This window comes from Marinobacter sp. (genome assembly GCF_041687235.1).
Taxonomy (GTDB): domain Bacteria; phylum Pseudomonadota; class Gammaproteobacteria; order Pseudomonadales; family Oleiphilaceae; genus Marinobacter.
In genome coordinates this window covers 492599-514149 of record NZ_JAWLCH010000001.1, presented here as the reverse complement: position 1 = coordinate 514149, position 21551 = coordinate 492599, and the positions used below count along the sequence as shown (strand labels likewise).

Below are 21551 nucleotides of genomic sequence, written 5' to 3'. Positions count from 1 at the left end.
CACCAGCCTCTGAGCCAAATAAAAAAGGCCGGGCAGCATAGGCTGTCCGGCCTTTTTTGTGAAATTGGGGTCAGATGAACGCGTTCATCTGACCCCGATACTTCAATGATCAGAAGGCGGGAACCACCGCACCCTCATACTTTTCCATGATGAAGTCACGAACCGCATCAGACTTCAGCGCCTCGGCCAGCTTCTGCATGGCTTCGCTGTCCTTGTTGTCCGGGCGGGCAACGAGAATGTTCACGTAGGGTGACTCGGAGCCCTCGATCACCAGCGCGTCTTCAGACGGGTTCAAACCGGCTTCCAGCGCATAGTTGGTGTTGATCAGCGCCAGGTCCACCTGGTTCAGGATGCGGGGCAGGGTGGCTGCTTCCAGTTCCTTGAAATCCAGGTCTTTCGGGTTATCGGCAATATCACGGGGTGTTGCGGTGATTTTGCTTTCGTCCTTCAGGGTGATCAGACCGGCTTTCTGCAGCAACAGCAGTGCACGGCCACCGTTGGTGGGGTCGTTCGGAATGGCAACGACGGCACCTTCTTTCAGCTCGTCCAGCGAATCGATCTTGCTGGAGTAGGCGCCAAACGGTTCAACGTGAACGCCGGTTACGGTTACCAGGTTGGTACCACGGCCGTCGTTGAACTCGTCCAGGTACGGTTGGTGCTGGAAGAAGTTGGCGTCCATCCGCTTCTGGTCCACCTGGATGTTCGGCTGGACATAATCAGTGAATACCTTCACGTCCAGCTCCACGCCCTGCTCCGCCAGCTGAGGCTTCACGAATTCCAGGATCTCTGCGTGGGGAACCGGTGTGGCTGCTACGGAGAGCTCTTCGGCAGCGACTGCGCCGGAGAAAGTGGCTGCTGCAGCCACTGCTGCGAGTGTTTTCTTCAGATTCATAGATCGATACTCCTGTTTGGACATCTTGAACGAATGAATTCGGGTTGGGAGTACGGCCTGCGGTCGGTCGGAACCCCCTTCCGAAAAACGCCCGTGAATACGTCCCTGTAGGGCTCGGTCGCGCCATCCCTGGCGCTCCACGTTTTCGGAAGGGGGTTCCGACCGCCCACCGGCCTATATCCAGCTTTTCTACTTTCTGCTGAAGTACAGAACCAGACGGTCGCCGACCATCTGTAAGACTTGGACAAAAATAACCAGTAGCGCGACTGTAATGACCATCACGTCGGTCTGGAATCGCTGATAGCCAAAGCGGATGGCCAGGTCGCCGAGGCCCCCGCCACCAATAACGCCGGACATGGCCGCGTAAGAAACCAGAGTAATCGCGGTAACCGTGATACCGGCGATGATGCCGGGAAGCGCTTCCGGTAACAGAGCACCGAAGATGATCTGTTTAACGCTGGCGCCCATGGCCTGGGTCGCTTCGATGATGCCCCGGTCCACTTCCCTGAGGGAGGTTTCGACCAGTCTTGCAAAGAACGGCGCACCGCCAGCCACCAGCGGCGGGATTGCACCGGCAACGCCCAGGGATGTGCCGATGAGCATTACGGTGAACGGGATCATGACGATCAGCAGGATGATGAACGGTACGGAACGGAGCACATTCACTACGAACGACAGCACCGCATAAGCCACCGGCTGTTCCAGCAGCTGGCGTTTGCCGAAGAGGAACAGCAGGACACCAATTGGCAGACCGATGAGCACACTGAACAGCAAAGACATACCCACCATCACCAGGGTGTCCCAGCTGGCCCAGCCAATTTCGGTCCAGTCTACATTGCTTAACAGGGCTTCCATCAGCGCAGCACCTCCACGTGAACGTCGGCGGCTTTCAGGGCCTGCATGGCGACATCGAGATCACCGCCCACCAGTGACAGGGTCAGCTGGCCATAGGGCGTATCCTTGATATGGTCGATACGGCCGGAGAGGATGCTGAAATCCACGCCGGATTCACGGGCGACGCTCCCCAGCAAAGGCTTGTAGGTGGATTCGCCTTTGAACGTCAGGCGCAGGATCCGACCGTCGGCTTTGCTCAGGTCTTCCTGAAGCTCCTCACGATCAATGCTTTCGCTCTCGAACACAAAGTCCCGGGTGGTCGGATGCTTCGGGTGCAGGAACACCTCGCTGACCGGACCCATTTCCACTACCTCACCGGCGTCCATTACCGCGACTCGGTCGCAGACACGGCGCACCACGTCCATTTCATGGGTGATCAGGACGATGGTCAGGCCCAGTTCGCGGTTGATGTCCGCCAGCAGCTTCAGCACCGACTGGGTGGTTTGCGGGTCCAGGGCACTGGTAGCCTCGTCGCAGAGCAGGATCGTAGGCCTGCAAGCCAGGGCACGGGCAATGCCTACCCGCTGTTTCTGACCCCCAGAAAGCTGAGACGGATACTTGTTGGCGTGATCGGTGAGGCCGACACGGGCCAGCAGTTCCTCAACCCGGTCCCGGATTTCGGTTTTCGAGTAGATACCCGCCAGTTTCATGGGAAACGCGATGTTGTCGGCCACGGTTTTCGACGACAGCAAATTGAAGTGCTGGAAGATCATTCCGACTTTACGGCGGAAAGCGCGAAGTTCGGCGGCATCGTAGTCGGTGATGTTTTCATCGTCGATCAGAATGCGGCCGCCGGTGGGTGGTTCCAGCAGGTTGATCAGACGTACCAGCGTCGATTTACCCGCGCCGGAATGGCCAACGATGCCGAATACCTCACCGGTTTCAATGGTCATATTGGTGGGATGCAGCGCGGGGATCGCCCGGCCGCCCACCTGATACGACTTCTGTACCTGGTCAAATACAATCACGGTCAGCGCCTTGTGGGTGCAGCGTTAAAACCGGCGATTATAGCCCATACCGCCGCCAAACCCGAATTCCGGAATGATTCTCAGTGTGGGTAGATATCCCTATCCCTACGCGACACAAACAGTTACCTGACACCGTACACCGCCCTGAACTAAACTTGGATGTCAGAAGAACCTTACATTTCCCAGAGGCGCGCTGCCCAGAGATCCACAAACGTGACCAACGAAAAACAACCAACGCCCTCACGGATGAACTCCACCCAGGCATGGGTAACCTATCTCAGCAAAGTCGAGCTGCCGGTACTGGCCAATACTCTGCGACGCATCAATGAGCTGACCGACAGCCAGAACAGCACGGTCAACGAGCTGGCCAACGTGATTCTCAACGATGCCCAGCTCACCTCACAGGTGCTGCGGCTGTCCAATACCGTGTTCTATAACCAGACGCGGACCCAGGTCAGCACAGTAAGCCGCGCGATCACCCTGATCGGCTTCGATGCGGTGAAATCCATGGCGATTTCCTCGCTGATTGTCGACACCTTGCTGAAACGCAACGACCGTCCTCATCTGTTGCGCTGCCTGGCCCGGGCGATTCACGCTGCGGTCCAGGCCCGGTGTCTGATGCCGAAACGCAACGAGACCGCGCTTGAAGAGGTGTTTATCGGGGCGCTGCTGATGAACATCGGCGAGCTGGCCTTCTGGTCCTGTGAAACTGAACAGGCCACGGAGCTGGAAGAGCGCCTGCGGCTTGAAGAGCCACCGGTTGAAGCCCAGAAGGCCGTGCTGCACTCAACCTTTACCGAAATTACCCGGGGTCTGGTGGATGCCTGGTCACTCGGGCCCTTCATCCGGGATGTTGTATCACCAGGGAAGGCCAACTCCATGGCCTCCAGCCTGGTACGTAATTCCGTGGAAATGGCACGACTGTCTGAAAAGGGCTGGAGTGGCCCGGACATGGACAAGGTACTGGAGCGTCTGGGCAAGGACATTGGCGAAAGCCCGGCGGTGGTCCGTGATCAGCTGAAAGTGAACGCCTCAGAAGCCACCCGGGTTGCCGTTTCCCTGGGCATTCCCCAGGTTACCGCCATGATGCCAGGCGCCGAGGGCAGCGCCGGTGACTCCGCCGTCAGGGCGCCTGCCATGGATCCCGAACTGCAGCTGGAAATCCTGCGCGAATTGAGCCACTGCCTGGCAGAAAAACCGGACATCAACGAAGTGTGTCAGTTGGTGATCGAAGGAATCCACAGGGCCATCGGCATGCAAAGGGTGGCGCTGCTGATGGGGGACCGGGCGGGTAACGAACTGGTGCCACGAAAGCTCGGTGGCCGCGGCACCGACGCCTGGCGACAGAGCTTCGTGATCCGTAAGGATGGCACCGGGCCACTGGGTTCGCTTCTGCCCCATGCCCATTGCAGTATCTACGAGCCCAAACCAAACGCCGAAGGCGTACCCTATGATCGATGGCTCGGCAAGGTACCGGCGCTGATTGGACCAATAAAGGCAAATGGCCGGCTGATTGGCCTGTTCTATGCGGATAATGCGGCTGACGCCTATGTGCCCTCCAGGGAACAGCTGTCCGCGTTCGGGCATTTCATCCAGAACGCACAGCTTTGCCTGACGTTGTTATCCACACACTGACAGCCGGAGCGCATTGGTTCCGGCTGTCAGTTACGTCCTAGTGAAGGGCTCGCATCTGCCGAGGATAGAGCGCTGCGCTGACTTCCGGTTCTTCAAGCAGGTCGGCCAACTCACGGTCTACGGTGGTCTCCTCACCTTCTTCCGGCAGAGGCTCGAACAGGGTGCTCAGCCAGGAGGCGACGGAGGGCGCTTCGTCTCGCTTGTAATCGGTGGACAGCGCCTTGATCCGGCGGAAGCCGATGATGCGCTGGTGTTTGGGATCCCGAATCTGCTCGAACCCCCTCCAGTACACATGATCTCGGGTGTGCAACTGCACGAACAGGGTATCGATGGGGCCATCTGAATCGTCAGTACCTTCGGCTTCGTCCGCAACAGTCTCCGGGGCAGCCTCGGCTTCGATCTCTGGCTTCTTGTGACGGATAGTCGTCCAGGCCGGGTAGAGCACGGCCACGGCATCCGCTTCAACATGCTCGCGGGCGGCGCGGAGGATTAAACCCCAGCGGGCCTTGTCGGCATCGGTTTCAAGAGAATTGATGGGCAAGTCGTAGCTTTGTTCGCTGGACAGGACGATGGCCATCATCGGGGCGTCTAATTCCCCCATGGCCTCGGCCTGTGCTACTGATACCAGTTCGTCGATTGCCATCGGTTGGTTCATAATACGCTCGCCTCCTCGATGCCATCAGGGTCGTTCAGGAAGAAGGGGTCTTCCTGCCTAACAGCATAGCCTGTTCCGGCTACAAAGATAAACGTGGAGTTTTACCAGCCGGATCACAACCCCGGACGACTCAGAACGCGTCCTCAAGCTTTTCGTAGTTGCTGAACCAGGGATTGGCCTCTTCCAGTTGCGCAGCCAACTGCAGCAACGTGGCCTCGGCGCCATGAGGCGCCCCGAACTGGACACCGACCGGCAAACCATTGGCGGTCCAGTGCATGGGCACAGACATGGCCGGCGTTCCGGTGAGATTGGCCAGTTGGGTAAACGGCGTCCTCGCCAGGCTTTCGAGCGCCATCTGATCCACCTGACCGGAGCGATGCACCAGCTTGCCGGCCTTGAGCTTCAGCATCAGGCGGGCGGCGAATTTGATGTGGGCGGGTGTTTCCAGCTCCCCGATGGCTGCGGGCAACTGGCCGGTCGTGGGGGTGAGGTAAAGATCGTAGCTTCCGAAGAAGGCGCCCAATGCCCTGGCGAACTCGTTCCATTGCTGGCGACGGCGCACATAGTCGGACAACGGCATGGTTTCACCCAGCATCCCGATCAACCGGGTATCGAGCTCGAAATCACTGTCCGTGGCACCGAACTGCTCTTTCGCCTTCGCCATCAGGGCGGACACTTCGCCGAAATACAGCCCCAGATAACACCGGGCCAGTGCCATGCCATCGAACTCCGGCGCAGCGTATTCAACCTGGTGCCCGAGGTTTTCAAGGACCCGGGCGGTTTCCTCTACGGCAGCAACACACTCCGGCGCCACCTCCGTGTTGTAGGGTGAAGACGTAAACACACCAATCCGCAGAGTACCCGGCGACCGTTGCATGAGCTCGGCGTAGGCCGCCGGCGGGGCAGGAATCACAAACGGATCGCCCGGTGCGGGGCCACTGAGTACATCCAGCATCGCCGCACTGTCTCTGACCGTTCGGCTGACCACATGATCGGTGGAAGCGCCCGTCCAGGCCTCACCCATGAAAGGACCTGAGGAGATGCGACCGCGGGACGGCTTCAGGCCAAACAAACCGTTATAGGCCGCGGGAATCCGGATAGACCCGCCGCCGTCATTGGCGCCAGCCATGGGCACAATCCCGGCTGCCACCGCTGCACCGGACCCACCACTGGAGCCGCCCGGGGTAAGCTGTGTATTCCAGGGGTTGCGCGTTGGCCCCCAGAGTTCCGATTCGGTGACCGCTTTCAGGCCAAACTCGGGAGTCGCGGTTCGCCCCAGGAAAACCAGGCCGCCGTCCCGGGCCCGACGGACAAATTCCGAATCCTGGGGCGCCACATTCTTTGTCATGCCCCGGCTGCCATACGTACAGGGGTGCCCCGCCTGTTCCTGGGCAAGGTCCTTGAGCAACAGAGGAACGCCAGCAAAAACCGCCTGTTCCGGAAAGCGCTGGGCGGGTGCCTCAGAGAACTGGGGATAGCAGATCGCGTTGAGGGTGCCGTTGACACGAGTTGCCCTTTCCACAGCGGCCTCGCACACTTCCCTTGAGGTGACTTCGCCCCGGCGGACAAGATCAGCGAGTGCAGTGGCATCGTAACGAAGGTATTCGGATTGTTTCATGGCAGGTTCCATTTGTTATTCTGTTCTCAGGAAGGTCACGGGTATAACGTCTATGGTCAGATTTCTCAAGAGCTTACGCCAGCTTGCCGTGATTTTCATCCTGGCAGCATCGTTTGCAGTGACGGCCCAGGAGGCTCAGACAGCCACCGATGAAGACAACGACTGGACCCGCATCGTCCGGACGTCACCCTATTGGGTCAGTCAGGGCGTGTTTGAAAACATTCTCACCATAAGACGTTGGGTGCTTAAGGAATCCGGCTACTGTTCCAGTGCCGATCGCCACATCCTTTTCGACATGCGTGGCCAGTTTCTCGCCTGGATCAACGACGGTGAGGACCGCGAGGCTACCCAGAACCGTCTGAACGAAACCCGACAGTCCCTGCACGAGAAAGGCCGGGTTGAAGACTGGGTTGCCGGAGGCTCCGGCCAGACCGGCTATCCGTTCGCGCTATCCTGCGACCAGCCGCACGTGAACGTTGATGAGGCGGTTGCCCGCTATCTTGGCACCTTGCCCGCGGACCGGATCTGGGGCGCCTGGGATGACCTTTCATTTGCCACAAGCGGAGCTCCAGGGAGCCTTCACGATGCGCTGATGTATGTTTACGGTCACCGAAGTAGCCAGAACCGCCTGACTCTGCCCACGGCCCTGCCGCGGTATCTGGCGGGCCAGATCCTGATTGAGAGCGGCGCCCAGGCCCGGGCCCATTCCCGGGCAAATGCCAAGGGAATCCTGCAGCTGTCACCCTCCGCACTGTCCGACTGCGAGATTGCCCCGGGTAATTTCTGGCACCGGCTGGCGCAGATAGACTGTGCCCTGCGTTTGATGAACCAGAACGCCCGCAATCTGGCCCCGGTTTTCCAACAACGTTTTGGCCATCTGCCCGAGGCAAAAAGGGACCGACTGTTCACCCTGCTTCTGGTTCAGGCGTATCATGGCGGCGCCGGACGGGTTCAGGCGTTACTGGACGATCCGGTTCTGGCACAGCCAGCGGAATACTTTGCCGCCAAACACGAACGCTTCAGCGCTGGCGACATTGCCTTTGGCCTGATTTTCCACAATCTGGGCCGGGAACGCCTTGGTCTCGCCTCACTCTACTATGTTGCCGATGTCCAGCTGGCAACCGAGGCCCTGTGCCGCACGGCGAAACTGACCGCAACGGAATTCTGTGAATGGAAGTACTCAACCAACTGATACCCGACAGCCTGAGCCTTCCTGTTGCCGTTTTCCTGCTTGCCAGCTCCACCATTACTTCATTGATCACCGCCAGCCTCGGCGCCGGCGGAGGTGTTCTGCTGCTTGTTCTGATGGCCAGCTGGATGCCGCCGGCAGCCATTATCCCGGTTCATGGCATGATCCAGCTGGGCTCCAATGTTGGTCGGGCAGCACTGACCTGGCGGCATATCGACTGGCGGGTGATCGCGGCGTTCCTGCCCGGGGTCATTGCAGGCGCTGCATTGGGAGCCTGGTTGCTGGTGAATCTCCCGACCCACATCTGGCAACTGACCATCGCCCTGTTCGTTCTTTACCTTTGCTGGGGACCGGCGCTACCAAAGGGCGCATTCGGTGCCCCGGGTGTGTTTCTGGCGTCAGCGCTCACCAGTTTTGTCAGCCTGTTCGTGGGCGCCACCGGGCCGCTGGTCGCCGCGTTTATCAAGCAGATTCACACCGACCGGTTCAAGACCGTCGCCACCTTCGCCACCGCCATGACATTGCAGCACGCACCCAAGGCGCTGGTATTCGGAGCGGCGGGCTTCATGTTCTTCGAGTGGTTGCCGTTTATTCTTGCCATGATTGGTTGTGGCTTTGCCGGCACCTGGCTCGGACTCCATGTGCTCAGAACCCTGAGCAACCGGAAGTTCACACTGATCTTCAACATCGTGCTGACCGCGCTCGCGATCCGCCTGCTATGGCAGGCCAGTCTTTCAGCCGGCTGGTGGTGACGGTACCACGACAACCCTGTTACGACCCCGGGACTTGGCGATATAGCTACCCTCATCCGCCCGGGCCATAACCTCTCTGGGGCCGCTGTCTTCCGGTGTCAGTTCTGTCAGGCCGATACTCGTGGTTACACCGAATAACCGGCCGTCATGTTCAATACGAAGAGCCTCGACATCGGCGCGGATCCGTTCCGCCAATGCCTCGGCCCTGGCCATGCCGCAAGCAGGCAGAATAATGCCAAACTCATCCCCTCCGAGCCTGGCCACGGTATCGGACTGGCGAACCGATTCCTTGAACAATTCTGCCAGCCGTTTGAGCAGATCGTCACCAAGCAGGTGACCGCCCTCATCGTTTACCGGTTTGAAGTAGTCGAGATCAATGAGCATCAGTACCGACCGGACTTCCTGGCGATCGGCCTCTCCCAGACACCGGACCAGCGAGGCATTGAAAGCCCGTCGGTTCAGCAACTGCGTCAGACTGTCGTGGGTTGCTTCCCAGGACAGCCGTTCTTGCTGTCGGCGGCGGTCGCTGTCATCCCGCAGCACAAATACCAGGCGTTCATCCTCACGCCCCTGACGAATGTGGAGCATGGTGAGGTCGATGGGAAACGACACGCCAAGCGAGTTCCGCAGGGTCACATAGACGCTGTCCAGATCGTCTCCGGACAGGAACTCCTGATGCGTGATCTCCCGTTCTTCGGTCTCAATGGTGACCAGTTGGAAAAAGTTCCTGAGGACACATTCGCCTTCGGTTCCCAGCAATCGACAGGCGGCGTCGTTGGCGTAACGGATAACACCCTCGACATCTACCATGAGCACCCCTTCCTGGAGCACGCCGAGAATGGTCTCCGCTCGCTGTTGTTCCGCCCTCAACGCTTCTTCCACTTCCAGCTCATGGGAAATATCCCGAACCACCGTAATGGTACCCAGAGCCTTCTCCGGCGTCTGGATTGCCGCTGTCATGACATCGCCCCAGATAACCTGCTCCGGTGCCGGGGGTTCCAGCCTTAACCGGCCCCGGAAAATACTCTGGTTTCGAATCGCCTGTTTCCAGCCGGCAATTGCACTGGGCCGGTCCACCTTGAGCACGCGATTTGCCAGATAAGTGTGGGTAAGCTCTTCCGCCGGCCGCCCGACGATGGCTTCAAAGGCCGGGTTGGCAAATTCAATTCGACCCAGAACGTCGGTCTGAACAATGCCAATGGGCGCGCTGTGAGTGAGGGAACGGAAAAACGCCTCCCGCTCTGCCAGCGACACCAGAACCTCGTCGCGCTCGTCCATAACCGTATTGAAAATCTCGGCAACCTTTCGGATTTCCTGACCGCCGGACACATCCACCGGGTCCGAACGCATACCCAGATGGCGTTCGCGAATCTGGCCTCCAAGCGTCTTCAGCGGCGCCATCAGACGCCGGAAGCGCCAGAGTGCCAGGGGAGCAATCAACAGAATTACCAGCAACAGAATCCAGACAAAGGCATCAACCGTCCGGGTGATCGGTGCCAAAGCTTCGCGAGCCGGCCAGGCGGCGGAGACAAACCAGGGCACCTGGGTCAGTTGCTGCACCGACATGATGGTCTGTTCTCCCGCACCGTTGCGGGTCTCCACGGTGCCTTCAAACCCCTCCATGGCGTCCCGCAACACCGGGTTGGCCACCCGTACCGGCGCCATGGCCTCTTCATCCCGTTGATTGACAATCACGAAACCGCTTCGTGTGGAAACCCCGAGATAGCCGGTGGTGCCAATCCGGACATTGATGAACTGATCAAGAAAATTATTTCCGTCGAGGGCGATCGCACCGCCGATTACGCCAATGAACCGTCGGCGATGATCAAAGATTGGCGCAGCGACCATGATCGCCGGCTTGTCCTGGTAGTTCGAAATATAGGGTTCGCTGATCACCGGGGTAAGCGTGGAGGAAACCTGCCGAAAGTACTCACGCTCGCTGACATCCAGCCCCGCTTGCTTATAGTCCTCAGGGTACTCGGCAACAACCCGGCCATTTTCATCAATGAGGTAGACCGCATCGAACAGATGCTGCAGGGCCGTTTGCCGCCGAATCAGTAACCGGGCCCGCACATCCAGAACGTGACGAGACATGGTGAGGCTCTGAGCCACGTGATTCAGGGTTTCAAGCCGGAGCGCCAGCTTGTCGTCAAGCTCCCCGGCAATCAGGGTAGCGATGGTTTCCACCTGGTTGCGGGCCTGTTGTTCCAGCTCGGAACGGCTCAACAGGAAACCGGCAATCGTCACCAGCAACGCCGAGACGATGATCACGCCGACCACAAGGGCAACCGCCCGATTCACCAGGCTGCCAAACCATCGCTTGATCAGCACGACATCCTCACTCCCGGGCGGGTTCGACGACCAGTAATGACCAAACCTCCAATCCCACGCTCTGTTTTCGGTTCTTATTTCTGGCTTAAGTCTAACAGAGGGCGATTTAATGTCAGATTACACACTTGCAAATCTAATGATAATCGCTATCATTTAGATCCAATTTTCTTGTTTGAGAGCGTCACATGACGGACATCGCCTCGCCTCTGAGTACCGGCCCGGTCGCCCAGATCATCGAGATGGGCGGGCCAGTGATGGTAGTCCTTCTGGCACTTGCCGTGTTCGGCGTAGTTACCTTCGTCTACCTTATGCTGCTGGGCACACTATACGCACCTCGCCTGCCAGGCAGACTTAAAAAAACCGTAATGGCCTGGCAACAGCAGCCAGGCTCCATCTCCCCATCCGAGGTTCGTGCTCAGGCAGGGCGTTGGGGAAGGCTGAACCCGTTGCTTCATCTGGTCACGAATACCATTGAGGCGTTGCAGAACCGCCAGGATGACCGGCAGATCCGCGAGACTGCAGCGCGGGATGCCCAGCACGCGCTGGAGCCTTTCGAAGCACCCCTGAAGATTATTGAAGTCATTGCTGCTCTGGCACCACTGCTCGGCCTGCTCGGCACAGTGCTGGGCATGATGGAAGCCTTCAGTGCCATGGCGGCCAGCGAGGGGCGCGCCAACGCAACCCAGCTCAGCGGTGGTATCTACGAGGCACTGACAACGACCGCAGCCGGTCTTGTGGTCGCCATACCTTTCGCCGCCCTGGCGGCCTGGGTGGAGTTCCGCCTTCGCCGCATCCACAAAACCATCAACAGCACGCTGGTTTCGATTCTGAACGTCACGCCTGAGACTGGTACCGAGACGCCTGCCGCAACCTCTGAACCGGAAGGAGACTTGCAAAGGAATCAGGTAGCCGAACTGGAGGAGGACACCAAACACAGCTACGCAACAGGCCGAGGCCAGCGATTCGCCCATGCAACTGGTTGAGCCGCGACCGAATCGCCCTATCCCGATCCGCATCACGCCCCTGATTGATGTGGTCTTCATTCTGCTGGTGTTCTTTATGCTCACCAGCCGGCTGTTGCCCGTGGACTACCTCGAGCTGGCCAACAACTCCACCAGTGGAAGCCCGGTGACGGGCGACCCCTTACCGGAATTGACGGTGACCGCCAGCGGCCAGGTTCAATGGCAAGAGCAGACCCTGACACTGGACCAACTCCTGCCGGAACTGGCACAGGCCGGCATCCGTGAGGTCAACCTTGCCACTACCCCAGATACCAGCCTTGGCGCGTTCACGCTGGCCCTCAGCAAATTAACCGGCAATGGTATAGAAGCGCACTGGAAACGGGCAGACGACAAAACACCATGACCGATCTGGTTCCACCACCGTCTACCTCTGGCAAGACCCTCATGGAGCGTGTGGAAGACGCGCTACTGCCGTTGATCAACCTGGTGTTCCTGCTGTTGATGTTTTTTATCGTCGCCGGCCAGCTTGCCGATGACCCCCTGCCCGAGCTGCCTGCCGCAGCACAGGCCAGGGACCAACAATCTCCTCACGCCGATCTGATCGTGAACGCCGAGGGCGACTGGCGAGTGGCGGGAGAGATTCTCGAGGAGGATTCACTGCTCTCACACCTGCCCGAACCCACCGACAAGCAGCCCCTCAGGATCGGGGCGGACGAAACCATAACCATGGCAGACCTTGAAACCCTTCTCCGGCTTCTTGAGGAGGGCGGCTATGAAGACGTCCTGCTACTGACGGAGCCCGGGGCATGAATCCGCAACACCGGTTTGCACGGTTCACCCTTCTGGTTATGGCTGTTGCGATTACCGTCACCGCCCTTGTGGTGGCGGCCCCTGAAGAGACGGTGAAACTGAACACGCTGGGCGAATCCGCAATCAATACAGCCCCGGCCGTACGCATCAAACTTGCAGGCGAACCCACGCCAGAGCCTGAGGCTGCGCCGAAGCCCGAACCACAACCGACGCCAGAGCCAGAGCCAGAGCCAGAGCCAGAGCCAGAGCCAGAGCCAGAGCCAGAGCCAGAGCCAGAGCCAGAGCCAGAGCCAGAGCCAGAGCCAGAGCCAGAGAGTATGGCGGATGCCCCCAAGGAGACGTCAACCCCCGTTGAGCCGGAAGTCAGTCAGCCTGAAACAGAGTCCGATGCCCCATCCGGACAACCGGAAACCGCAGAGAACAACGAAGCGGAATCCCAGGCCACGGTTCCGCTGCAGAACGCCGGTGAGCGCTCGGAAGTCGACACCTATCTGAGCCAGCTCAGCCGCCACCTTGCCCGATTTTATGAATACCCGAGACGGGCCAGGCGGCTCGGCCAGGAGGGCACACCCGTTGTTGTGTTTGAGTTTCGTCGGGACGGATCCCTGGTTGCCCATAGTCTGAGGACCAGCTCTGGCCACCAGCTGCTGGACGACTCCGCCCTTGCTATGCTGGAACAGGCCGCACCACTGCCACCGGTACCCGAAGAGATTTCCGGCCAGCGGTTCAACTACGCACTGCCGGTTCGGTTCAGACTTCGCTGAAAATCCCGCAGCAACTGCGCCAGGGTGCAGCAAAGCGTCCCTGGTGCGCACTGTTGAAGTGCAGAATAGTGGGCAACCGGATCATCGATCGCTTACCCCACCAAAACCTGAAAGCCCCATCACGCTGAAATATCTAGGATTTTATCAAAGCCAGGCACTCTGGCACGGTCTCTGCACCTGCCGGTATTAACAGAACCAGTGTGGGTTCTGTTCACATTGACAGATTCATTCAGACGACGGCGTCTACTTGCACCTGCTCTCAGCAGGGCCGCAGGTAACGCCGTTTTTTTTGGCCGTTCCAAAATCCGGCCACCCGATAGAAGTCAGAGGAAAACACTATGTCTTACATCGTGCCTTCGGAATTCGTGACCAAAATGGTCGACGCGGGCGAATCCAAGATCTACATGTCAACCCGGGATACCCTAATCCGGGCCTTCATGGCCGGCGCCATTCTTGCACTGGCTGCGGTTTTCGCAATTACCGTGGCGGTGCAGACTGGCAGCCTGCTGGTAGGTGCCATTCTGTTTCCGGTGGGTTTCTGCATGCTCTACCTCATGGGCTTTGATCTGCTGACCGGGGTATTCATGCTGACACCGTTGGCTTTGCTGGATAAGCGTCCGGGCGTCACCCCGAGAGGAATCCTGCGGAACTGGGGCTGGGTGTTCCTGGGTAATTTCGGAGGCGCTCTCACGGTCGCCGTCATAATGGCGTTCGTGTTCACCTATGGCTTCAACACCGACCCCGGTGCCGTTGGTGACAAGATTGCCAGTGTTGGCAAGGAACGAACTCTCGGTTATGCCGAGTATGGCGCCGCAGGCTGGATGACGATTTTCCTGCGGGGCATGCTGTGTAACTGGATGGTGTCCATGGGCGTGGTTGGCGCCATGATTTCAACCACGGTCCCTGGCAAGGTTCTGGCCATGTGGATGCCGATCATGCTGTTCTTTTTCATGGGCTTCGAGCACTCCATCGTGAACATGTTCCTGTTCCCCTTTGCGATCATGATGGGCGGTGAGTTCTCGATCATGGATTACTTCATCTGGAATGAGATTCCGACCGTTCTGGGCAATCTGGTAGGGGGACTTTCCTTTACCGGCCTCACCCTCTATGCGACCCACGTGCGCACCGCCCCCAAGCGCAAGATTGCAGCAGCCTACAGCGACGCTGCCCTGGCACGAACCAACTAAGCCGGGTCTTCCTGCAACTCCGGCTGCCGCACCCGCCGGAGTTGCTTTTTCCTTTTCGGAAACTCTGCCTCTCCATGACCAGACCCCTTTCCATCACCGCTGGCCAGTATTCTGACGCTGGCAAAAAGCCCGTAAACCAGGACTTCCACGGTTTATTGGTGCCGACGGGCCATCAGCTGGTTACCAAGGGCATCGCCGTTGCCATCGCCGACGGCATCAGTTCCAGCAATGTCAGTCAGATTGCCAGCGAGTCCGCCGTTGCGAGCTTTCTCAGCGACTACTTTTCCACCCCGGAAAGCTGGTCGGTCAAACAGTCCGCCCAGCGTGTGCTCCGGGCAACCAACGCCTGGCTCCACGCCCAGACCCGGCAAAGCCAATACCGCTATGACCGCGACCGTGGGTATGTCTGTACCCTGAGTGTGATGGTGCTCAGGTCCGCCACCGCGCATCTGTTTCACATTGGCGATGCCCGTATTTACCGGGTTCACCACGACCAGCTGGAACAGCTCAGCACCGATCACCGGCTCTGGCTCTCCCGGGAAGACAGCTGCCTGACCCGCGCCATGGGCATCGGACATCAACTGGACATCGACTATCAAAGCCTGGCGGTACAGCCCGGCGACATCTTCCTCCTGACCACCGATGGCATCCATGAGCATCTGGACGAGCGAACCATGGCCCGCATCGTTCGGGAATCCGGGGATGACCTGAACGCCGCCGCCCGCCAGCTGGCTGGCGCCGCCCTCGAGCGAGGCAGCAGTGACAATCTGACCGCCCAGATCATCCGGGTCGATTCAGTTCCCTCCATTCGGGATAACAGCGAGCTGTTTCAGGAGCTCGCCGAACTACCGTTTGCGCCGGAACTGCAGCCGGGGCAACGCCTGGATGGCTACCGGATTCTGAGACAGATTCACGCCAGCAGCAGAAGCCACGCGTACCTGGCCGTGGATGAGGAAACCGAATCCCGGGTGGTACTGAAGATGCCCTCACTGGAACAGCGGCACGATCCGATCTACCTGGAACAGTTTTCCACTGAGCAGTGGATTGCCCGGCGAATCAACAGCGACCATGTTGTCAGGCCGTTCCGACCAGACAGGAACCCCAGCTTCCTCTACCAGGCCACAGAGTTTGTGGAAGGCTGTACCTTGCAGCAATGGATGCTGGACAACCCGGCGCCGGCACTCGAAACCGTGCGAAATCTCGTCGAGCAGATCGATAAAGGCTTGCGGGCCTTTCACCGGCTTGAAATGGTGCACCAGGATCTGAAACCGGAAAACGTGCTGGTGGGACCTCATGGTACCGTCACGCTGATTGATTTCGGTGCCACCCGGGTCGCCGGCCTGGAGGACTATGACAACAGCGAGCAAACCCTTCCCAGGGGAGCGGCGCTTTACAGTGCCCCGGAGACCTTTCTCGGCGAGCCGGGCAGCTGGTTATCGGACCAGTTCTCCCTGGGCGTGATCACCTACCAGCTGCTCACTGGCCAGCTACCCTATGGTCCGGAAGTGCCAAAAATCCACAGCCGTAATCAGCTTCGAAACCTTAAATATCAACCTGCCCGACAGTTCCGGGAGAATCTGCCTGGCTGGGTCGACGATGCCATCGAAAAAGCGGTTCATCCCCAGGCCCACAGACGCTATCCGGCGCTCTCGGAATACCTGTACAGCCTGCGACACCCTCCCGTCGACTGGCACAAGCGTCATCGGCCGCCATTATTGGAGCGTAATCCCGTGGCCTTCTGGCAGGGTGTTTCCGGGTTATTGCTCCTCGCATTACTGGCCGCCCTCGGCCTGCGCTGAAGCAGGCATTACCCGAGCAAGTTTTTGCCCCGCCAGCAAACCTTCGCCCGGCGTTCGGGCGCAGGATTGCCTGGCCAGATCCAAACGTTACCGCAAGAACCTATAAGCCACTGTTTTACATGATATTAACTATTCTGGCACAAGCTTTGTAATGAGAGTCGGCGTCCAGGGAACACCCCGGGGACACTATTCATTCACAAGTCATGGAGCAGACTATGCCAACTCCTTGTTATATCAGCATCGAAGGCCAGACCCAGGGCAACATCACTGCCGGCGCATTCACTTCCGATTCCGTCGGTAACATCTACGTGGAAGGCCACGAAGACGAAGTGCTGGTTCAGGAATTCAGCCACGTCGTTACCGTACCGACCGACCCCCAGTCCGGTCAGCCTTCCGGCCAGCGCGTGCACAAGCCGTTCAAGTTCACCTCCGCCCTGAACAAGGCCACCCCGCTGATGTACAACGCCCTGGCCTCCGGCGAGATGCTGCCCAAGGTCGAGCTGAAGTGGTACCGCACCTCTGTTGAGGGCAAGCAGGAGCACTTCTTCTCCACCATCCTCGAAGATGCCACCATCATCGACATCAACTGCAACATGCCCCACTGCCAGGACGCCGGCAACGCCGACTTCACCCAGCTGGTCACCGTTTCCCTGTCCTACCGCAAGGTAACCTGGGAGCACGCCGTTGCCGGTACCTCCGGCGCTGACGACTGGCGTTCGCCGATCGAGGCGTAATTCCACTGTCAACTATGGAGAGGGAGCGGCGCTCGCCCTCCCTTTCCGAACTATCAAAAGGAGCTTGATAGTGAGTATCATAAACCTGACCGAAGAAGAGGTTGCTTCGGTGCAAGCAATCGTTACGGCCTTTTACGGTGAACGGTTCGCAAACCGTTATCATTCGGGGAGCATAACCTCTGAGACACTGGAGCTTATGGCACAGCTCATTACCGGAACCGAAGTTTGCAGTAAATGGATTGACGCTGTTCCAAACCCCAAGGACCTTCTGACTCCAACAAATGGTATTCGCAAGTGGGCAATTCGTGTAATCAGAGCTGCTGGCGACCCATTTCTACGTGGTAACATTGAGATCAATTACACCTGCAAGGTTACTCGCGGGCTACAGTATAGAAGCCTGTTAGAAGCTTCATTACGATAAACATGGACGTATCAATACAATGAGATTCGCCGTATCAATTATTTTTGCACTGATCCTGAGCGGGTGCGCCTCTACATCGTCAGTCCAGTTTTCACCGAGCCAGCATTACGCTATATCAGTCCAGTCAAACTTGTTCGATGCTGTCCGCATCGTTAAAAATGACATAACGCTATTTAACGACGGAAAAGCGCTCGGTTTCATTCGCATAGAACCAATTCCTTCTGACGCCCCGTCGACATCTGAGTTAATTAATACCCTCAGGTCGGCGTCAGATTCTGAATCCGTCGAAACTGAAGCACTTGAGCTATATCCCGGTTTTAAAGGGTTTTCAGCTAAGGTTCGTGGTTATCAGACGGGCTATCTCATAAATGAAAAAAACCCGAGTTCCATGCTTATCTTCAGCTTTCCAGAGGGTTATTTTGAGAGTGTGGCGAAGACAATTTCGTCTGGTATCTGAATCGTTCTCGAGATAACTCAGGGTATCAGCTTTGAAACTTCCAATAACGACGGCCATCATTCGCGGAATCTTTCTGGTCAGCCTGGTCTCAGGTTGCGCCTCTCTCGATCAACAACCCATCGAGTTTCGCACTTCCAGTGACATAGTGTTCAAACTCAATAGCAGACAGTATGACACTGTCGATATCCAACATTTTGAAACACAGCTTTGGCGCGACTCGGTATTGGTGGTCTCTGTAATGTCGATGGAAACCAACGCAGCTTTCTCAACTGCAGTAGAAGAGGTCAGACAGGGTTTTAAGGAAGCACAGAAATCCTTTGGTGACGTGATAGAACTGAATGTTGGTAAAGGAATCTAGGGGTTCTCTGCGTCCGTCGACGGCTACACCACTGCATTTATCGCCACGTCGAACCACCCGTCATCATGGGTTACGATTAGCACCGCTGATGACGTTTTCTACGAAGTCTTATCCACATTAGCGGTTCACTAGAGGCACCAATAATATTTGCCGTTAGTGGACACCACTGGCATTGTCCTGATTGAGCGGCTTATTGGCGGCCTCTGCCTGCAAACGTTCAACCAGCCAGACCTTGATGATGGATTGACGGGTAACGCCAATACGCGCGGCCTCACGGTCCAGAGACTCCACGACCCAGGCCGGAAAATCTACGTTGATTCGCTTTTGCTCCTGATTCACACGCCGGGCGGAAGACAGATCAAGATCCTCCAAAATGTCTTCCCGGCCCTCGTCAAATTTCTTGTCAAAATCTTTAGCTTTCATAAAGCTCTACCTCTTTCTTGCGGGAACGCCTGACCGAGATCAAGCGAATACGCCCTTTCCGGTAGGTGACAACTGCCGACCAGTGCTTGCCACCGATCTTGCCAATTAGTAAATATCGGGGCTCATCCGTGGAATCTGCCCTTATTTCCATCAGGTACGGGTCTTGCCACAACTGCTGGGCCGCCACGAAATCAATGCCATGCTTTTCCAGATTGGCTTTGCTCTTGGTTCCATCAAATTCAAAGACATCCATGAGTATAAACTATTCTTTTTTTACTCATTCGACAAGGGATCACCGCCAGGTCTTCGCTAGACTTTTCCCAGAGATCGATGATCAGTACCGCTGCATAATATTGCCGAGCCGAACCATAGCAAACCGCAAATTCGAACGTTAAGCTTGTCAGGTCTGACGCATCCATGAAGTTGACCAGGTACCCAAGTTTGCAGCAAACGCTCCTACCAACCCAGACCGCCATCAGCCTCGGCGAGCTCATGTGCGCCGTCACCCGGGACTGGCTCTGGCAACCGGCGGAGCCGTGGGTCCGGGAACGCAATCCGGGCAGCGTCCTGCATTGCCGGGTTGGGTCTGGCCAGGCCACCTACCACCGTTACGATTCTCGCGACCGGCAACATCTGATCACCTACGGTGCCCGCATGATTGCCGCCAAGCACCAGCCGGAGACGGCGAGCGGCTGGCTGTCGGGCCGGGAGATCCGGAAACGGGGGTACTTTGGAGGGGAGCTGAGCACTCTGAATCTGTTGGCACACACCTGCTGCCATGAATTTGCCCATCTCCTGCAGCAAAGTGCCGGACAGCGGTACCGGGGTTCTGTGCACAACCGCCATTTCTACACCATTCTGGATGAGTTACACGAGAGCGGGGCGGCGCAAGCGACCCGTAAGGCCCTGGCAGATGAGGCCCGGGAACAGGGCCTGGCGCTACCGGATACGCCCTTCGAGCCTGTAGACACAAGGCAACAGATGGCCCACTGGCAGGTGGGCGATACCGTGCGTTTCGGTGCAGGCCGGCGGGAGCTGCACGGGCAGATCATCCGGGTCAATCGCAAGACCTGCACCGTGGATGGTATCGGCCCGTCGAAAGGGGTGCGCTACCGGGTTCCTGTGCAGATGCTGAGCCGGCTTGGTCAGCGCTAGTGACTTTGCTTACCTGAGTACATCTGCCATCGAAATAAGTGACCGGGCAACCTCTGGGAGTTTCCTGCCCTGATCCATCGCCAACTTCCGGAGCAAGCGGTGGGCTTCGTCGTTACTGATTTTTCGATGCTCCATCAGCAGGAGCACCGCTTTTTCCTGGGTTTTCCGGTCTTCCAATGCTTCCTTCGCACTCCGGAGTTCGTCAGTCATCTGCTGCAAGCGGCGAGTCTGCTCCTGCACCAGCTCAAAGATTGAACGGCCGAACTGCTGCCCCATCCCTTCACTTGAAAACGCCTCGCCCGTTGAGCCTTCGCTTCCGGAATTGCACAAAACCAGCAGGGGTTGATTGGCGGCCCCACCGGCATCAAGCGATGCAATCAATGTCTCCTGATGGGCCAATGACTCTTTGGCAGCGGCAAAGCGCTCGATACACCGGGTGTGAAAGCAGCCTTCGACAGAATCCTCAACCTGTTTCAGAGCATCGATACGCTCGGTCATCAGCCTGAACCACTGATCGGCAAGCTCTGGATCCAGATCTTTATAACGCCCGACAGACGATGCCAGACCTCTCATTCGTTCGATGTCACCCTCGCGATCGTGAGCGCGGGTCTCTTGCCAGAGCGACAATGAATCAGCATCTGCAAAACTGGCAAACACCTCGAAACAGCGTTCCTGCGCCTCAATAAGGTGCGCCATGCGCTGCGAAAGGGCACGATCAAACGCGCCGCTCGAAAAGCCTGCGGAGCCCACGGCCCGTTCCTGTCCGCACAATTCCTTGCCATTCATCAGGTGAACCATCGCCACCAGCAATCCGGCAATCGTGGGGTCTGCGGCGGTGTCGGCGGCTTCGAATACAACGGCTATCAGATTGTGAATCAGACTGCTGTAGTCCTCAGTCGCCGATTCCGCAGTAATTTTCCGTGCCACAACGCACCGCCTCAGCTCGCCAAGGCCATCGAGGCTATGAAGGGCGCTGGCAATCTGGTTTAGCAAACGGCTACTGACCGGGTGACCCGTCAGCTCTTCGTGAATCTCTGCCAGCGCATGCTCAAAGGATTTTTTGAGCCGGTCGGATTCCTCGGCCAGCGACTGTCTTTCTTCCTGAAATTTCTGTCCCGAAGAACCGAGAAACACGTTAGACGCGCCGCGTTCCCTTTGCAGACCATGCACCAGACTGCTAATGCATTGAACAAGCCTGCCCATCTGCAAAAAATACTGGAGGCTCATCAGCTCGCAGGTCTTCGACGCAATCAGATAGTCGCCTGCACCGGGAATTTCCGGAGCGGTATTGCGCTTGGTATTCATCACTACACTCCCGGGCGCTCTCACCCTTACCCCCGCCGGGGGATTATCTGCAATTCGCAGAGACAGTGGAGCAATTACCGCGCCATACGAAACAGGCGCCAAAGCCGTGCAGTCTGCCCTGCGACAGGGCAGTTTTTCGGCCCGAAACCGCCCCGAAAACTTATCAAAACTCCCAACTTGTTGTTTTTACTGTATTTAAAAAACTGGCATGAAGATAGCAACACTTTCAGCAAGGACGAACG

22 protein-coding genes are annotated in these 21551 nt (G+C 57.8%); 13 read left to right on the top strand and 9 right to left on the bottom strand.

All coding sequences use genetic code 11. The annotated features are described in order from the left end of the window. Window positions 1–109: 109 nt before the first annotated feature. From ACESMK_RS02195 to ACESMK_RS02185, 3 genes are all read right to left on the bottom strand, one after another. On the bottom strand, window positions 110–892 hold the full coding sequence (locus ACESMK_RS02195) for a MetQ/NlpA family ABC transporter substrate-binding protein (protein ID WP_372994814.1): 783 nt from the start codon (window positions 890–892) through the stop codon (window positions 110–112). A 189-nt stretch (window positions 893–1081) separates the two neighbouring features. After that, window positions 1082–1747, bottom strand: a complete 666-nt coding sequence (locus tag ACESMK_RS02190) for a methionine ABC transporter permease (RefSeq protein ID WP_104320885.1) — start codon at window positions 1745–1747, stop codon at window positions 1082–1084. Beyond that, entirely contained in the window at window positions 1747–2754 is a 1008-nt protein-coding gene (locus ACESMK_RS02185; protein WP_372994812.1) for a methionine ABC transporter ATP-binding protein, read from the bottom strand. Before ACESMK_RS02185 ends, ACESMK_RS02190 begins: the two co-directional genes overlap by 1 nt. Before the next feature lie 213 nt (window positions 2755–2967). On the opposite strand from ACESMK_RS02185, the gene ACESMK_RS02180 reads away from it, so the two are divergent. Further along, complete coding sequence (locus tag ACESMK_RS02180) at window positions 2968–4389, top strand: HDOD domain-containing protein (protein ID WP_372994810.1); 1422 nt, start codon at window positions 2968–2970, stop codon at window positions 4387–4389. Between the two features lie 37 nt (window positions 4390–4426). Here ACESMK_RS02180 and ACESMK_RS02175 read toward each other — a convergent pair whose 3' ends face one another. Both ACESMK_RS02175 and ACESMK_RS02170 read right to left on the bottom strand, forming a co-directional pair. Continuing rightward, entirely contained in the window at window positions 4427–5044 is a 618-nt protein-coding gene (locus tag ACESMK_RS02175) for a hypothetical protein (RefSeq protein WP_372994808.1), read from the bottom strand. Between the two features lie 130 nt (window positions 5045–5174). Beyond that, on the bottom strand, window positions 5175–6662 hold the full coding sequence (locus ACESMK_RS02170; RefSeq protein ID WP_372994806.1) for an amidase: 1488 nt from the start codon (window positions 6660–6662) through the stop codon (window positions 5175–5177). A 52-nt stretch (window positions 6663–6714) separates the two neighbouring features. Here ACESMK_RS02170 and ACESMK_RS02165 point away from each other — a divergent pair, with 52 nt between their 5' ends. Together ACESMK_RS02165 and ACESMK_RS02160 are read left to right on the top strand one after the other, a co-directional pair. Then, on the top strand, window positions 6715–7854 hold the full coding sequence (locus ACESMK_RS02165) for a hypothetical protein (RefSeq protein WP_372994804.1): 1140 nt from the start codon (window positions 6715–6717) through the stop codon (window positions 7852–7854). Next, window positions 7833–8603, top strand: a complete 771-nt coding sequence (locus tag ACESMK_RS02160; RefSeq protein ID WP_372994802.1) for a sulfite exporter TauE/SafE family protein — start codon at window positions 7833–7835, stop codon at window positions 8601–8603. Before ACESMK_RS02165 ends, ACESMK_RS02160 begins: the two co-directional genes overlap by 22 nt. On the opposite strand, the gene ACESMK_RS02155 is transcribed toward ACESMK_RS02160, so the two are convergent. Beyond that, entirely contained in the window at window positions 8586–10934 is a 2349-nt protein-coding gene (locus ACESMK_RS02155; RefSeq protein ID WP_372994800.1) for a GGDEF domain-containing protein, read from the bottom strand. The two genes, ACESMK_RS02160 and ACESMK_RS02155, sit on opposite strands and share 18 nt — an antisense overlap. Window positions 10935–11119: 185 nt before the next feature. On the opposite strand from ACESMK_RS02155, the gene ACESMK_RS02150 reads away from it, so the two are divergent. The 9 genes from ACESMK_RS02150 to ACESMK_RS02110 all read left to right on the top strand — a co-directional run bounded on the left by ACESMK_RS02150 (window position 11120) and on the right by ACESMK_RS02110 (window position 18426). Next, window positions 11120–11917, top strand: coding sequence for a MotA/TolQ/ExbB proton channel family protein (locus ACESMK_RS02150; protein WP_372994798.1), 798 nt, complete (start codon window positions 11120–11122; stop codon window positions 11915–11917). Next, complete coding sequence (locus ACESMK_RS02145) at window positions 11904–12299, top strand: ExbD/TolR family protein (protein WP_372994796.1); 396 nt, start codon at window positions 11904–11906, stop codon at window positions 12297–12299. Before ACESMK_RS02150 ends, ACESMK_RS02145 begins: the two co-directional genes overlap by 14 nt. Continuing rightward, on the top strand, window positions 12296–12706 hold the full coding sequence (locus ACESMK_RS02140) for an ExbD/TolR family protein (RefSeq protein ID WP_372994794.1): 411 nt from the start codon (window positions 12296–12298) through the stop codon (window positions 12704–12706). The genes ACESMK_RS02145 and ACESMK_RS02140 overlap by 4 nt, the downstream gene beginning before the upstream one ends. Then, window positions 12703–13470 (top strand): energy transducer TonB, encoded by a 768-nt coding sequence (locus ACESMK_RS02135; protein WP_372994792.1) that lies wholly within the window; start codon window positions 12703–12705, stop codon window positions 13468–13470. Before ACESMK_RS02140 ends, ACESMK_RS02135 begins: the two co-directional genes overlap by 4 nt. A gap of 338 nt (window positions 13471–13808) precedes the next feature. Beyond that, entirely contained in the window at window positions 13809–14657 is an 849-nt protein-coding gene (locus ACESMK_RS02130) for a formate/nitrite transporter family protein (protein ID WP_372994790.1), read from the top strand. A 74-nt stretch (window positions 14658–14731) separates the two neighbouring features. Continuing rightward, window positions 14732–16456, top strand: coding sequence for a protein kinase domain-containing protein (locus tag ACESMK_RS02125; protein WP_372994788.1), 1725 nt, complete (start codon window positions 14732–14734; stop codon window positions 16454–16456). Window positions 16457–16671: 215 nt separating this feature from the next. Next, on the top strand, window positions 16672–17190 hold the full coding sequence (locus tag ACESMK_RS02120; RefSeq protein ID WP_008176957.1) for an Hcp family type VI secretion system effector: 519 nt from the start codon (window positions 16672–16674) through the stop codon (window positions 17188–17190). A gap of 440 nt (window positions 17191–17630) precedes the next feature. Continuing rightward, complete coding sequence (locus tag ACESMK_RS02115) at window positions 17631–18068, top strand: hypothetical protein (protein ID WP_372994786.1); 438 nt, start codon at window positions 17631–17633, stop codon at window positions 18066–18068. Between the two features lie 31 nt (window positions 18069–18099). After that, on the top strand, window positions 18100–18426 hold the full coding sequence (locus ACESMK_RS02110; RefSeq protein WP_372994784.1) for a hypothetical protein: 327 nt from the start codon (window positions 18100–18102) through the stop codon (window positions 18424–18426). A 153-nt stretch (window positions 18427–18579) separates the two neighbouring features. On the opposite strand, the gene brnA is transcribed toward ACESMK_RS02110, so the two are convergent. After that, a complete protein-coding gene (gene brnA / locus ACESMK_RS02105) occupies window positions 18580–18849 on the bottom strand; it encodes a type II toxin-antitoxin system BrnA family antitoxin (protein WP_372994782.1) in 270 nt (89 codons plus the stop codon). Beyond that, window positions 18839–19102 (bottom strand): BrnT family toxin, encoded by a 264-nt coding sequence (locus ACESMK_RS02100; RefSeq protein ID WP_372994780.1) that lies wholly within the window; start codon window positions 19100–19102, stop codon window positions 18839–18841. The genes brnA and ACESMK_RS02100 overlap by 11 nt, the downstream gene beginning before the upstream one ends. Before the next feature lie 239 nt (window positions 19103–19341). Here ACESMK_RS02100 and ACESMK_RS02095 point away from each other — a divergent pair, with 239 nt between their 5' ends. Further along, a complete protein-coding gene (locus ACESMK_RS02095; protein ID WP_372995429.1) occupies window positions 19342–20004 on the top strand; it encodes a hypothetical protein in 663 nt (220 codons plus the stop codon). A gap of 9 nt (window positions 20005–20013) precedes the next feature. Here the strand turns inward: ACESMK_RS02095 and ACESMK_RS02090 are convergent, their stop codons facing one another. Then, a complete protein-coding gene (locus tag ACESMK_RS02090) occupies window positions 20014–21309 on the bottom strand; it encodes a nitrate- and nitrite sensing domain-containing protein (RefSeq protein ID WP_372994778.1) in 1296 nt (431 codons plus the stop codon). Between the last annotated feature and the right edge of the window lie 242 nt (window positions 21310–21551).